This is a genomic window from Pseudomonas sp. BB438 (assembly GCF_057180225.1).
The window spans coordinates 2,578,847-2,593,054 of the sequence record NZ_CM170001.1; the positions used below are offsets into that span (position 1 = coordinate 2,578,847).

Below are 14,208 nucleotides of genomic sequence, written 5' to 3' on the forward strand. Positions count from 1 at the left end.
CCAAGGGGCGGGGATTTGATCAGGTTCTTGTTGCGGGGAGGTGCGGCGCTGCTGGCGCTGGGAATGTTGGCGCTCGGCGGCTGGAAGGGCTGGCAGTGGTGGCAGCAGCGGCCGGTCTGGGCACAGCTGACGGTCGTGCCGGCCATGGCAGCGGGGCAGCGCTGGACGCTGGGTGACTATCGCCTGGAATGGGATGGCGCAGCCTTCGCCCTGCGCGCGGGCGAGCATCCCGCGCAGACGTTGTGGCAGACCCGCGGCGGCTTTCTGGCCGCCGGCATCGGTCACGTCGAAGCTGAAGAGCACCGGGGTGCGATGTTCGTCCATGAACACCGCGAGCTGCTGTGTCGCCAGCAACAGTTGGAGTCCGTACGCGCCGAAGCGGACACGCTGCTGATCGTCGGAACACTTGGCTGCGCCGATGACCGCCGAGTGCCGTATACCGTTGCGCTGCACGCCGATGGCGAGCGGGGTGTGGTGATGGACGTGAGCCTGGCTGACCCGGCACTGAATCGTCTCTATCTGGCCTGGGCGCGGGAGGCAGACGAGCAATTCCATGGTTTTGGCGAGCAGTTCACCCGCTTCGACCTGAGCGGGCGCCGCCTGCCGATTCTAGTGCAGGAACAGGGCGTCGGGCGCGGCCTGCAGCCGATCACCCTGGCCGCGGACCTGAGCGCCCGCGCCGGCGGCGACTGGTGGACCACCTATGCGCCGGTGCCTTTTTATCTCACTTCCCGTTTGCATGGCTTCTTCAGTGAGGCACCGGAGTACCAGGTCTTCGACCTGCGGGACGAGCATCGGGTGGCGCTGGAGGTGCACGCGAGCACGCTCCAGGCCCACTTCTATAAAGGCAGCAGTCCCAAGGCGCTGGTCGAGGCGCATACCGCGGTGGTCGGGCGCATGCCGCCGTTGCCCGCCTGGACCCAGCAAGGTGTGATCCTGGGTGTGCAGGGTGGCACCGAGCGCGTGCGCGGCATCGTCCGGCAACTGGAGCAGGCGAGGGTGCCGCTGGCGGGCGTCTGGGTGCAGGACTGGGTCGGCCAGCGCACCACGAGCTTCGGAAAGCAGCTGTGGTGGAACTGGGTGCTGGATGGCGAGCGTTATCCAGGCTGGTCCGACTTTAACGCTGAGCTGCGGGCCAAGGGAATCCGCAGCCTGGCGTACGTGAATCCCTTCCTGGTGGACACGGCGGAGAAAGACGGAGAGACCCGCAATCTCTACCGCGAGGCGCTGCAGCGCGGCTATCTGACCCTGGATCAACAGGGACAACCGCTGATGTTGCAGAACACCAGCTTCAGCGCCGGCCTGGTCGATCTGACCAATCCGCAGGCCGCCGACTGGCTGCGTGGCGTGATGCGCCAGGAGATGCTGGGCGCCGGTTTCTCCGGCTGGATGGCGGACTTTGGCGAGGCCTTGCCTTACGAGGCGAAGCTGGCGTCTGGTGCGTCGGCCGAAGCGGTGCACAATCGCTATCCGGAGCTGTGGGCACGGTTGAATCGGCAACTGGTGGACGAGGAGGGCGCCGGCGACCTGCTGTTCTTCATGCGTTCCGCCTACAGCCGAAGTCCCGGGTTGACCACCAGCCTGTGGCTGGGCGACCAACTGGTGACCTGGGATGCCGATGACGGTCTGCACAGCGCATTGCTGGGGTTGCTGTCCGGCGGCGTATCCGGTTTCAGCCTCAACCACGGTGACACCGGTGGCTACACCACCATCAGCAGCCCGATCAGGAACTATCACCGCAGCGAGGAGCTGCTGTTGCGCTGGATGGAGTTTTCCGCCTTCACCAGCCTGCTGCGCACCCATGAGGGCAATCGACCGGACGACAACGTGCAGGCCTACAGCACGCCGGCGACGGTGGCGCAGTTGCAGCGCTTCGCCACGGTGTTCCGCGCGCTGGCGCCGTATCGCGAGCGCCTGATGGACGAGGCGACGAAGCATGGCTGGCCGCTGGTGCGCCCGCTCTGGCTGGAGTTCCCCGCTGATCCGGCCAGCTTGGCGGAAACGCCAACGAGCTATATGCTCGGCGACCAATTTCTGGTGGCCCCGGTTCTGGCGCCCGGCGTGCAGCGTCTGAATGTCGCGCTGCCGGAGGGCCGCTGGGTTCACCTGTGGAGCGGAAGCACCTTCGAGGTGACTCCCGGCGGGGCGGTCGACGTCCCGACGCCCATTGGCGAGCCGGCGGTTTTCTATCGCGCCGGCTCCGCCGAAGGGGAGCGCCTGGTGGCAGTGCTGCGCGAGCAGGGGCTGCTGCGCTCCCAACCCTGATAACCCCTGATGTCGTTAGAGAGTTCACCCATGCAGTGCCGTATCGGCTGTGGCGCCTGCTGCATAGCGCCGTCGATTTCCTCACCCATCCCCGGCATGCCTGACGGCAAGCCGGCGGGCGTGCGATGCGTGCAGCTGGATGAACGCAATCTGTGCAAACTATTCGGCGATTCGCGGCGTCCAACGGTCTGTGCGGCCTTCGATGCGGATGCCGATGCCTGTGGCAGCAGCAACGAACAGGCCTTGCAGATCCTCACCGAGTGGGAGCGCATCACCGCCGCCTGATGTGACTTGGAAGTCACGTTTTCGCGGTCCATACTGACGCCCCAACCCGCTCAAGACCGCGGATTGCGACGGGGCAGCGGCATGTGTTGCCCCCACAAGATCAAGAATAAAGAGAGGTAAGACGATGCGTGGTGTATTGCGTATGACCCTGCTGGCCACTGCCGTGATGGGCTTTGCCGGTACTGCCCTGGCGGAAGACTGGAAGCTGGAGAAGGAAGATGACGGTGTGAAGGTCTTCCTCAGTCCCGTGGCAGGCTCCAAGTACAAGGCCTACCGTGGCGTCGTCGACATCAAGGCCGATGTGGCCAAGATCAACGCCCTGCAGGAAGACGTGGCCGGCTCCTGCAAGTGGATTCACGCCTGCGCCGAGATGCGCCTGCTGAAAACCGAGGGCGACAATTCCTGGACCTACTCGAAGATCGACATGCCCTGGCCGGTGACCGGTCGTGACGTGGTGATCCACGTGACCACCGAGAAGACCGCCGACGGCGGCCTGATCCGTCACCTGAAGGCCGAGCCGACCTATATCCCGGAAGAGAAAGGCGAAATTCGCGTGCCGAAGCTGATCGGCGAGTGGAAGCTGGTACCCAAGGGCGCTGGCGTGACCGAAGTGACCTACCAGGTACAGACCGAGCCGGGCGGCAGCATTCCGTCCTGGCTGGCCAACAGCTTCGTGGTCGATGCACCGATGAACACGCTGAAGGGCCTGCGCAGCGCTGCCGAGAAGTAATCGGCGCTGTCGTTGCCTTGAATGGAAAAGCCGCCTTCGGGCGGCTTTTTCGTTCCTGCAGACGTGAGGCTGCCTGGGATCGCGCCCATGGTTGCTGCTGCAGGACTATCGGCATTTCAGTTCAGGCAATAAAAAAGCCGCCCGAGGGCGGCCTTTTCATGACGCCGTAGCGCTTAGCGGGCCTTGAGGTCCACAAAGTCGCGCTGGGTGGCGCCGGTGTACAGCTGGCGCGGACGGCCAATCTTGTACGGGCCGGAGAGCATTTCCTGCCAGTGCGAGATCCAGCCCACGGTGCGTGCCAGGGCGAAGATCACGGTGAACATGCTGGTCGGAATGCCAATGGCCTTCAGGATGATGCCGGAGTAGAAGTCCACGTTCGGATAGAGGTTGCGCTCCACGAAGTAGGGGTCGTGGCGGGCGATTTCTTCCAGCTTCATGGCCAGTTCCAGTTGCGGGTCGTTGATGCCCAGCTCCTGGAGAACCTCGTCGCAGGTCTGTTTCATGACCTTGGCACGCGGGTCGAAGTTCTTGTACACGCGGTGGCCGAAGCCCATCAGCTTGAACGGATCGTTCTTGTCCTTGGCCTTGGCCACGAACGTCTCGATGTTCGATACGTCACCGATTTCGTCCAGCATGCGCAGAACGGCTTCGTTCGCACCGCCGTGAGCCGGTCCCCACAGGGCGGCGATGCCCGAGGCGATGCAGGCGAACGGGTTGGCGCCCGAGGAGCCCGCCAGGCGCACGGTGGAGGTGGAGGCGTTCTGCTCGTGGTCGGCGTGCAGGATGAAGATGCGGTCCATGGCCTTGGCCAGCACGGGGCTGATCGGCTTGGTCTCGCACGGGGTGTTGAACATCATATGCAGGAAGTTTTCTGCATAGTTCAGGTCGTTGCGCGGGTACATCATCGGCTCGCCCTTGGAGTACTTGTACACCATGGCAGCGATGGTCGGCATCTTGGCGATCAGACGATGCGCCGAGACTTCCCGGTGCTTCGGATTATTGATGTCCAGGGAGTCGTGGTAGAAGGCGGAGAGGGCACCGATCACGCCGCACATAACGGCCATCGGGTGCGCATCACGGCGGAAGCCGTTGAAGAAGGTCTTCAGCTGTTCATGAACCATGGTGTGGTTCTTGATGGTGCCGACGAACTTTTCCTTTTGCTCGGCAGTCGGAAGTTCGCCGTTGAGCAGCAGGTAGCAGGTTTCCAGGTAGTCGGACTTCTCGGCGAGCTGTTCGATCGGGTAGCCGCGGTGCAGCAGCACGCCCTTGTCACCATCGATGTAGGTGATCTTCGACTCGCAGGAGGCGGTGGACATGAAGCCGGGGTCGAAGGTGAAGTGACCCGTGGAGGTCAGGCCCCGCACGTCGACGACATCGGGACCCAGCGTGCCGGAGAGGACAGGCAGTTCGACGGGGGCAGCGCCCTCGATGATCAACTGCGCTTTTTTGTCAGCCATGATGGCCTCCTATTTATGCTTGAAATCATCTGTACGACCCCCCACGCAGGGCCCGCACCACTATAGAGAGATAAATCCGAATGTCAATTTGCACAATCGGAGAAGTTTGGCTCCTCCAAGCCCCTGTTTTGCCGGAAAAATTTGCCTGTTTACGCCTTTTATGGGGGTGCGGCAATTAGTCCTTAGGTGGAGGTCTTTCCGTTGTCATTAGGAGCCTAACTGTCTATACTCGGCGACCAGCCGCCAAGGGCCGTCCGGCCTAGCTTCATCGGTGGTTGTCACTCCCGAAGGTGATGGGTACCTGACAAGTGCACCTCCCGACAACTAGCCCTGATTCATAGAGGGGCTCTCAGTGTGAAAAAAGCCGTGAATAGCAAACGACCCGTAAACCTAGACCTAAGGACCATCCAACTCCCTATCACTGCTTACACGTCGATTCTCCACCGCATCTCTGGCGTCATTCTGTTCGTGGGCATCGCAGTGCTGCTGTTCGCACTGGATCGTTCCCTCGCTTCGGAAGAAAGCTTCGAGCAGGTGAAGGCGTGTCTGACCCATCCGTTGGTCAAGCTTGTGATCTGGGGCCTGCTGTCTGCGCTCCTGTACCACCTGGTAGCCGGTATTCGTCACCTCGTCATGGACGCAGGTATTGGCGAAACGCTGGAAGGCGGTAAGCGTGGTTCGAAAATCGTCATCGCTGTCGCAGTGGTGCTGATCGTTCTGGCGGGGGTATGGGTATGGTAACTAACGTCACTAACTTGTCGCGTTCGGGTCTCTACGACTGGATGGCTCAACGCGTCTCCGCGGTCGTTCTCGCGGCTTATGTTCTCTTCCTGCTGGGCTTCCTGATCGCTCACCCGGGTATTTCCTACGCCGAGTGGCATGGTCTGTTCTCCCACAGCGTGATGAAGATCTTCAGCCTGTTGACGCTGGTTTCCCTGAGCGTGCACGCATGGGTTGGTATGTGGACTATCACTACCGACTACCTGACTCCGATGGCGCTGGGCAAGTCCGCGACCGTCGTGCGTTTCCTCGTCCAGGCAGTATGCGGCATGGCCATGTTCGCATTCTTCGTCTGGGGTGTGCAGATTCTCTGGGGTAACTGATCCATGGCTAGCATTCGTTCTCTTTCCTTCGACGCCATCATCGTTGGTGGCGGCGGCGCCGGCATGCGCGCTGCGCTGCAACTGGCACAGGGCGGTCACAAGACTGCCGTGGTGACCAAGGTCTTCCCGACCCGTTCGCACACCGTATCCGCCCAGGGTGGCATCACCTGCGCCATCGCTTCGGCCGACCCGAACGACGATTGGCGCTGGCACATGTACGACACCGTCAAGGGCTCCGACTACATCGGTGACCAGGACGCTATCGAATACATGTGCTCTGTCGGCCCGGAAGCCGTGTTCGAGCTGGAGCACATGGGTCTGCCGTTCTCCCGTACCGAGCAGGGCCGCATCTATCAGCGTCCGTTCGGTGGCCAGTCCAAGGACTTCGGCAAGGGTGGTCAGGCTGCCCGTACTTGCGCCGCAGCTGACCGTACCGGTCACGCCCTGTTGCACACCCTCTATCAGGCCAACCTGAAGAACGGTACTTCCTTCCTGAACGAGTGGTATGCCGTCGATCTGGTGAAGAACCAGGACGGTCATGTGGTTGGCGTCATCGCCATCGACATCGAAACCGGCGACACCGTTTATATCCGCTCCAAAGCCGTGGTCCTGGCCACTGGCGGTGCCGGCCGTATCTACGCCTCCACCACCAACGCCCTGATCAACACCGGTGATGGCATCGGTATGGCCCTGCGCGCTGGCGTGCCGGTGCAGGACATCGAGATGTGGCAGTTCCACCCGACCGGTATTGCCGGCGCTGGTGTACTGGTCACCGAAGGTTGCCGCGGTGAAGGCGGCTACCTGATCAACGCTCATGGCGAGCGCTTCATGGAGCGTTACGCTCCGAACGCGAAAGACCTGGCCGGCCGCGACGTGGTTGCGCGCTCCATGGTCAAGGAAGTGATCGCCGGCAACGGCGTGGGCCCGAACAAGGACCACGTACTGCTGAAGCTCGACCACCTCGGCGAAGAAGTTCTGCACAGCCGCCTGCCTGGCATCTGCGAACTGTCCAAGACCTTCGCGCACGTCGACCCGGTTGTCGCTCCGATCCCGGTTATCCCGACCTGCCACTACATGATGGGCGGTGTTGCCACCAACATCCATGGCCAGGCCCTGACCATGGACGCCAACGGCAACGAGCAGATCATCGAAGGCCTGTTCGCTGTAGGTGAAGTGGCTTGCGTATCGGTACATGGCGCCAACCGCCTGGGCGGCAACTCGCTGCTCGACCTGGTGGTGTTCGGTCGTGCAACCGGTCTGCACCTGGAAAAGGCCCTGAAAGAGGGTATCGAGCACCGCGGTGCTTCCGAGTCCGACCTGGAATCCGCTTTCAACCGTCTGAACGGCGTGAACGAACGCACCAGCGGCGAAGAAGTTGCCCCGCTCAAGCGCGAGCTGCAATCCTGCATGCAGAACTACTTCGGTGTATTCCGTACCGGCGAATACATGCAGAAGGGTATCGCTCAGCTGGCTGATCTGCGCGAGCGTATCGCTACTGTCAAGATCAACGACAAGAGCCAGGCATTCAACACGGCGCGTATCGAAGCGCTGGAACTGCAGAACCTCCTCGAAGTGGCCGAAGCCACCGCGATTGCGGCCGAAGCCCGCAAAGAGTCCCGCGGCGCGCATGCCCGTGAAGACTTCGAGGAGCGCGATGACGAGAACTGGCTGTGCCACACCCTGTACTTCCCGGGTGAGAAGCGTGTAGCCAAGCGTGCCGTCAACTTCGCGCCGAAAACTGTTCCGGCATTCGAACCCAAGGTTCGTACTTACTAAGGGTGCCCGCCATGTTGCAAGTGAGTGTTTACCGCTACAACCCTGAGAAGGACGCTGCACCTTACATGCAGGACTTCCAGGTCGATACCGACGGCAAGGACATCATGGTCCTGGACGTACTGGCGCTGATCAAGGAACAGGACGAAGGCTTCTCCTACCGTCGTTCCTGCCGTGAAGGCGTGTGCGGCTCCGACGGCATGAACATCAACGGCAAAAACGGCCTGGCCTGCATCACCCCCCTGTCGGCCGCTGGCCTGAAGGGCGGCAAGCTGGTTCTGCGTCCGCTGCCGGGCCTGCCGGTCATTCGTGACCTGGTCGTCGACATGCGCATCTTCTACAAGCAGTACGAGAGCGTGAAGCCGTTCCTGCAGAACAAATATGCAGCGCCGGCCATCGAACGTCTGCAAAGCCCGGAAGAGCGCGAAAAGCTGGACGGCCTGTACGAGTGCATTCTGTGCGCCTGCTGCTCGACTTCCTGCCCGTCGTTCTGGTGGAACCCCGACAAGTTCCTGGGTCCCGCCGCTCTGCTGCAGGCCTACCGTTTCCTGGCCGACAGCCGTGATACCGAAACCCAGGCTCGCCTGGCGAGCATGGATGACCCGTTCAGCGTCTTCCGCTGCCGCGGGATCATGAACTGCGTGAACGTCTGCCCGAAGGGTCTGAACCCCACCAAGGCAATCGGTCACATCCGTAACATGCTGCTGCAAAGCGGCACTTGATCCGAGGGCCTCGCGCCCAGAGATCATTGCAAGAGCGACACCTGTGCCGCCGGAACATTGTCCGGCGGTACAGTCCCTAGGACCCAAGCCCACAAAGCGGGGGTCCTGTTTTGAAAACGTATATATGACCAGCAGGGGCATCCGGGCTGGTACCCGGACTATCTGCGGGGATCGGTGGCTTGAAGTCGCTGTGTATGACTTCGCGCCAGAGATTCCACAGGTGGAGTCCCCTTACCGAGGGTGACCAAGCATGCACGAAAGCGTAATGCAGCGGATGTGGAACAGTGCCCATCTATCCGGTGGAAACGCTGCCTACGTCGAAGAGCTCTACGAGCTCTACCTGCACGACCCGAACGCTGTGCCAGAAGAGTGGCGCACGTACTTCCAGAAGCTCCCCGCCGACGGCAATCCTGCCCCCGACGTCTCGCATTCCTCTATCCGTGATCATTTCGTACTCCTGGCCAAGAACCAGCGCCGCGCCGCGCCTGTTTCGGCTGGCAGCGTAAGCACCGAGCACGAAAAGAAGCAGGTTGAAGTCCTGCGTCTGATCCTGGCATACCGTCTGCGTGGACATCAGGCAGCGTCGCTCGATCCGCTGGGTCTCTGGGTGCGTACCGCTCCCTCCGATCTGTCGCTCGAACACTACGGGCTCACTGCTGCAGACCTCGACACCACCTTCCGTACCGGTGAGCTTTATATCGGCAAGGAAGAAGCGACCCTGCGTGAAATCCTCGATGCGCTGAAGCAGACTTACTGCAGCACCATCGGCGCCGAATTCATGCATATCGTCGATTCCGAACAGCGCCACTGGTTCGCCCAGCGCCTGGAAAGCGTGCGCGGCCGTCCGGCATACTCTGCCGACGCCCGTTCCCACCTGCTCGAGCGCCTGACCGCAGCTGAAGGCCTGGAAAAGTACCTGGGCACCAAGTACCCGGGCACCAAGCGCTTCGGTCTGGAAGGCGGTGAGAGCCTGATTCCGATGGTCGACGAGATCATCCAGCGCTCCGGTTCCTACGGCGTCAAGGAAATCGTCATCGGCATGGCCCACCGTGGCCGTCTGAACGTCCTGGTCAACACCCTGGGCAAGAACCCGCGCGACCTCTTCGACGAGTTCGAAGGCAAGAAGCTGGTCGAACTGGGCTCGGGTGACGTGAAGTACCACCAGGGCTTCTCCTCCAACGTCATGACCACCGGCGGCGAAGTCCACCTGGCCCTGGCGTTCAACCCCTCGCACCTGGAAATCGTTTCCCCGGTGGTCGAGGGTTCGGTGCGTGCCCGCCAGGACCGTCGTAAAGACGGCAGCGGCGACAAGGTCGTGCCGATCTCCATCCACGGCGATGCCGCCTTTGCGGGGCAGGGCGTGGTCATGGAAACCTTCCAGATGTCGCAGACCCGTGCTTACAAGACGGGCGGCACCATCCACATCGTGATCAACAACCAGGTCGGCTTCACCACCAGCCGTCAGGACGATGCTCGTTCCACCGAGTACGCGACCGACGTGGCGAAGATGATCCAGGCGCCGATCTTCCATGTGAATGGCGACGATCCGGAAGCGGTACTGTTCGTGACCCAGCTGGCCATCGATTACCGCATGCAGTTCAAGCGTGACGTGGTCATCGACCTGGTCTGCTACCGCCGTCGTGGTCACAACGAGGCCGACGAGCCGAGCGGCACCCAGCCGCTGATGTACCAGCAGATCGCCAAGCAGCGCACCACCCGTGACCTGTATGCCGACGCACTGATCGCCGCTGGCGTGCAGACCGCCGAGCAGGCCCAGGAGAAGGTCGACGAATACCGCGACGCTCTCGACAATGGCCTGCACGTGGTGAAGAGCCTGGTGAAGGAGCCCAACAAGGAGCTCTTCGTCGACTGGCGTCCGTACCTCGGCCATGCCTGGACCGCGCGTCACGACACCCGTTGTGATCTGAAGACCCTGCAGGACCTCTCCAACAAGCTGCTGGAAACCCCGGACGGCTTCGTCATGCAGCGTCAGGTACAGAAGATCTATGAAGACCGCGCCAAGATGGCTGCCGGTGGCTTCCCGATCAACTGGGGCTTTGCCGAGAACCTCGCGTACGCCACCCTGCTGTTCGAAGGTCACCCGGTCCGCATGACGGGTCAGGACGTCGGCCGCGGCACCTTCTCGCACCGCCACGCGGCGCTGCACAACCAGAAGGACGATTCGGTCTACATCCCGCTGGCCAACCTGTTCGAGGGCCAGCCGCGCGTCAGCCTGTACGACTCCTACCTCTCGGAAGAAGCAGTACTGGCGTTCGAATACGGCTACGCCACTACTACTCCGGACGCACTCGTGGTGTGGGAAGCTCAGTTCGGTGACTTCGCCAACGGTGCACAGGTCGTGATCGACCAGTTCATCACCAGCGGCGAAACCAAGTGGCAGCGCCTGTGTGGCCTGACCATGCTGCTGCCGCACGGTTACGAAGGCCAGGGCCCGGAGCACTCCTCCGCGCGTCTGGAGCGTTACCTGCAGCTGTGCGCCGAGCAGAACATCCAGGTCTGCGTACCGACTACCCCGGCCCAGGTCTACCACATGCTGCGCCGTCAGGTGATCCGTCCGCTGCGCAAGCCGCTGATCGTGATGACGCCGAAGTCGCTGCTGCGTCACAAGCTGGCCATCTCGTCCCTGGAAGATCTGGCCAACGGCTCGTTCCAGACCGTGATCAACGAGATCGACAGCCTGGATCCGAAGAAAGTCGATCGCATCGTGCTGTGTAGCGGCAAGGTCTACTACGACTTGCTGGAGAAGCGTCGTGCCGAAGGTCTCGAGAACATCGCGATCGTTCGTATCGAGCAGTTGTATCCCTTCCCGGAAGACGATCTGGCCGAGGTCCTGTCGCAGTACAAGAACCTCAAGCATATCGTCTGGTGCCAGGAAGAGCCGATGAACCAGGGCGCCTGGTACTGCTCGCAGCACCACATGCGTCGTGTCATCGCCGCGCACACGAAAGGTCTCAACCTGGAATACGCGGGCCGCGAAGGCTCGGCAGCTCCGGCTTGCGGCTACGCTTCGATGCACGCCGAGCAGCAGGAAAAACTGCTGCAGGACGCCTTCACCGTTTAACGCCAACGCGCAGTTGATACCGAATTTAAGGAAACACACATAATGGCTATCGAAATCAAAGCCCCAACCTTCCCGGAATCGGTTGCCGACGGTACCGTCGCAACCTGGCACAAGAAGGTCGGTGAAGCCGTCAAGCGTGACGAACTGATCGTCGACATCGAGACTGACAAGGTCGTGATCGAAGTACTGGCCGAGGCCGACGGCGTCCTGGCCGAGATCGTCAAGAACGAAGGCGATACTGTTCTCTCCAACGAACTGCTGGGCAAGCTGAGCGAAGGCGGTGCTGCCGCTGCTGCTCCGGCTGCTGCCGCCGCTCCTGCTGCCGCTCCGGCCGCTGCTGCGCCGGTTGCCGCCACTGCGGACGACAACATCCTCTCGCCGGCCGCCCGCAAGCTGGCCGAAGAGAATGGCATCGACCCGAACAGCCTGGCCGGTACCGGCAAGGGCGGTCGTGTGACCAAGGAAGACGTCGTGGCTGCCGTTGAAGCCAAGAAGAATGCCCCGGCTGCCGCTCCGGCCAAGGCTGCTGCTCCGGCTGCTGCCGCCGCTCCGGTGTTCGCCGCTGGCGACCGCGTCGAGAAGCGCGTTCCGATGACCCGCCTGCGCGCCAAGGTCGCCGAGCGTCTGGTCGAAGCCCAGTCCTCCATGGCCATGCTGACTACCTTCAACGAAGTCAACATGAAGCCGATCATGGACCTGCGCAACAAGTACAAGGACCTGTTCGAGAAGAAGCACAACGGCGTTCGCCTGGGCTTCATGTCCTTCTTCGTCAAGGCTGCTACCGAAGCCCTGAAGCGCTTCCCGGGCGTCAACGCGTCGATCGATGGCAACGACATCGTCTACCACGGCTACCAGGACATCGGCGTAGCCGTTTCCAGCGACCGCGGCCTGGTTGTACCGGTTCTGCGTAACGCCGAGTTCATGAGCCTGGCCGAGATCGAGAACGGCATCGCCACCTTCGGCAAGAAAGCCAAAGACGGCAAGCTGTCCATCGAGGACATGACCGGTGGTACTTTCACCATTTCCAACGGTGGCGTATTCGGTTCCCTGCTGTCGACTCCGATCGTCAACCCGCCGCAGACCGCCATCCTCGGCATGCACAAGATCCAGGAACGCCCGATGGCCGTTAACGGCCAGGTAGTGATCCTGCCGATGATGTACCTGGCGCTGTCCTACGATCACCGCATGATCGATGGCAAGGAGGCGGTAAGCTTCCTGGTCACCATGAAGGATCTGCTGGAAGATCCGGCTCGCCTGCTGCTCGACGTCTGATACGTCAGTTCACACGACGGCCCCGTACTACACGACGGCCCCGAAAGGGGCCGTCCGCTTCACCGGAATAAGGATTGAGACATGAGCCAGAAATTCGACGTGGTTGTGATTGGTGCCGGCCCCGGCGGTTATGTAGCCGCCATCCGTGCCGCCCAGCTCGGCCTGAAGACCGCCTGCATCGAGAAGTACATCGGTAAAGAGGGCAAGGTCGCTCTCGGCGGTACCTGCCTGAACGTAGGCTGCATTCCGTCCAAGGCGCTGCTGGACAGCTCCTGGAAGTACAAGGAAGCCAAAGAGAGCTTCGACGTCCACGGTATCTCCACTGGCGAAGTGAAGATGGACGTTCCGGCGATGGTTGCCCGCAAGGCCAACATCGTGAAGAACCTGACCGGCGGCATCGCCACCCTGTTCAAGGCCAACGGCGTGACCTCCTTCGAAGGTCACGGCAAGGTCCTGGCCAACAAGCAGGTGGAAGTGACCGGCCTGGACGGCAAGACCCAGGTGCTGGAAGCCGACAACATCATCATCGCTTCGGGCTCCAAGCCGGTCGAAATCCCGCCGGCTCCGCTGACCGAAGACATCATCGTCGACTCCACCGGCGCCCTGGAATTCCAGAGCGTACCGAAGAAGCTCGGCGTGATCGGCGCCGGCGTCATCGGCCTGGAGTTGGGCTCGGTCTGGGCTCGCCTGGGCGCCGAAGTCACCGTCCTGGAAGCCCTGGACAAGTTCCTCCCGGCTGCTGACGAGCAGATCGCCAAGGAAGCCCTGAAGACCCTGACCAAGCAAGGTCTGAACATCCGCCTGGGCGCTCGCGTCACCGGTTCGGACGTGAAGAAGAAGCAGGTCACCGTGACCTTTACCGACGCCAACGGCGAGCAGAAGGAAGTCTTCGACAAGCTGATCGTGGCCGTGGGCCGTCGCCCGGTGACCACCGACCTGCTGGCTGCCGACAGCGGCGTGACCCTGGACGAGCGTGGCTTCATCTACGTCGACGACCACTGCAAGACCAGCGTTCCGGGCGTCTACGCCATCGGTGACGTGGTCCGCGGCGCCATGCTGGCGCACAAGGCCTCGGAAGAGGGCGTGATGGTTGCCGAGCGCATCGCCGGCCACAAGGCCCAGATGAACTATGACCTGATTCCGTCGGTGATCTACACCCACCCGGAAATCGCATGGGTCGGCAAGACCGAGCAGCAGCTCAAGGGCGAAGGCGTTGAAGTCAACGTCGGTACCTTCCCGTTCGCCGCCAGCGGCCGCGCCATGGCTGCCAACGACACCGGTGGTCTGGTCAAGGTCATCGCCGATGCCAAGACCGACCGCGTACTGGGCGTCCATGTGATCGGTCCGAGCGCCGCCGAGCTGGTTCAGCAGGGCGCGATCGGCATGGAATTCGGCACCAGTGCCGAAGACCTGGGCATGATGGTCTTCTCCCACCCGACTCTGTCCGAAGCGCTGCACGAAGCGGCCTTGGCAGTGAATGGCCACGCCATCCACATCGCCAACCGCAAGAAACGCTAAG

11 protein-coding genes are annotated in these 14,208 nt (G+C 62.0%); 10 read left to right on the top strand and 1 reads right to left on the bottom strand.

Going from position 1 to position 14,208, the window contains the following annotated elements; genetic code table 11:
* The first annotated feature begins 15 nt into the window (after window positions 1-15).
* The 3 genes from AC1ZV1_RS12045 to AC1ZV1_RS12055 all read left to right on the top strand — a co-directional run bounded on the left by AC1ZV1_RS12045 (window position 16) and on the right by AC1ZV1_RS12055 (window position 3,280).
* A complete protein-coding gene (locus AC1ZV1_RS12045; RefSeq protein WP_484296913.1) occupies window positions 16-2,265 on the top strand; it encodes an alpha-glucosidase in 2,250 nt (749 codons plus the stop codon).
* A 30-nt stretch (window positions 2,266-2,295) separates the two neighbouring features.
* Complete coding sequence (locus AC1ZV1_RS12050) at window positions 2,296-2,550, top strand: YkgJ family cysteine cluster protein (protein ID WP_484296914.1); 255 nt, start codon at window positions 2,296-2,298, stop codon at window positions 2,548-2,550.
* Window positions 2,551-2,674: 124 nt separating this feature from the next.
* A complete protein-coding gene (locus AC1ZV1_RS12055) occupies window positions 2,675-3,280 on the top strand; it encodes an START domain-containing protein (protein ID WP_089285750.1) in 606 nt (201 codons plus the stop codon).
* Window positions 3,281-3,453: 173 nt separating this feature from the next.
* Here the strand turns inward: AC1ZV1_RS12055 and gltA are convergent, their stop codons facing one another.
* Window positions 3,454-4,737 carry a citrate synthase gene (gltA, locus tag AC1ZV1_RS12060; RefSeq protein WP_484296915.1) on the bottom strand — a complete coding sequence of 428 codons (1,284 nt, stop codon included), beginning with the start codon at window positions 4,735-4,737 and terminating at the stop codon, window positions 3,454-3,456.
* A 354-nt stretch (window positions 4,738-5,091) separates the two neighbouring features.
* Between gltA and sdhC the strand changes: the two genes are divergently transcribed.
* The 7 genes from sdhC (at window position 5,092) to lpdA (ending at window position 14,207) form a co-directional block, all read left to right on the top strand.
* Window positions 5,092-5,478: a succinate dehydrogenase, cytochrome b556 subunit gene (gene sdhC, locus AC1ZV1_RS12065; protein ID WP_167523168.1), complete on the top strand. Its 387-nt coding sequence runs from the start codon at window positions 5,092-5,094 to the stop codon at window positions 5,476-5,478.
* Window positions 5,472-5,840 (top strand): succinate dehydrogenase, hydrophobic membrane anchor protein, encoded by a 369-nt coding sequence (gene sdhD / locus AC1ZV1_RS12070; RefSeq protein ID WP_484296916.1) that lies wholly within the window; start codon window positions 5,472-5,474, stop codon window positions 5,838-5,840. The genes sdhC and sdhD overlap by 7 nt, the downstream gene beginning before the upstream one ends.
* A gap of 3 nt (window positions 5,841-5,843) precedes the next feature.
* On the top strand, window positions 5,844-7,616 hold the full coding sequence (sdhA, locus tag AC1ZV1_RS12075) for a succinate dehydrogenase flavoprotein subunit (RefSeq protein WP_484296917.1): 1,773 nt from the start codon (window positions 5,844-5,846) through the stop codon (window positions 7,614-7,616).
* 11 nt (window positions 7,617-7,627) lie between these two features.
* Window positions 7,628-8,335: a succinate dehydrogenase iron-sulfur subunit gene (locus tag AC1ZV1_RS12080; protein WP_026078927.1), complete on the top strand. Its 708-nt coding sequence runs from the start codon at window positions 7,628-7,630 to the stop codon at window positions 8,333-8,335.
* Window positions 8,336-8,585: 250 nt separating this feature from the next.
* Window positions 8,586-11,417, top strand: a complete 2,832-nt coding sequence (locus AC1ZV1_RS12085) for a 2-oxoglutarate dehydrogenase E1 component (RefSeq protein WP_484296918.1) — start codon at window positions 8,586-8,588, stop codon at window positions 11,415-11,417.
* Window positions 11,418-11,459: 42 nt separating this feature from the next.
* Window positions 11,460-12,689: a 2-oxoglutarate dehydrogenase complex dihydrolipoyllysine-residue succinyltransferase gene (gene odhB / locus AC1ZV1_RS12090; protein WP_484296919.1), complete on the top strand. Its 1,230-nt coding sequence runs from the start codon at window positions 11,460-11,462 to the stop codon at window positions 12,687-12,689.
* A gap of 81 nt (window positions 12,690-12,770) precedes the next feature.
* The gene (gene lpdA, locus AC1ZV1_RS12095; RefSeq protein WP_484296920.1) at window positions 12,771-14,207 is read left to right on the top strand and encodes a dihydrolipoyl dehydrogenase; all 1,437 of its coding nucleotides are present in this window, start codon (window positions 12,771-12,773) and stop codon (window positions 14,205-14,207) included.
* Window position 14,208: the final 1 nt, after the last annotated feature.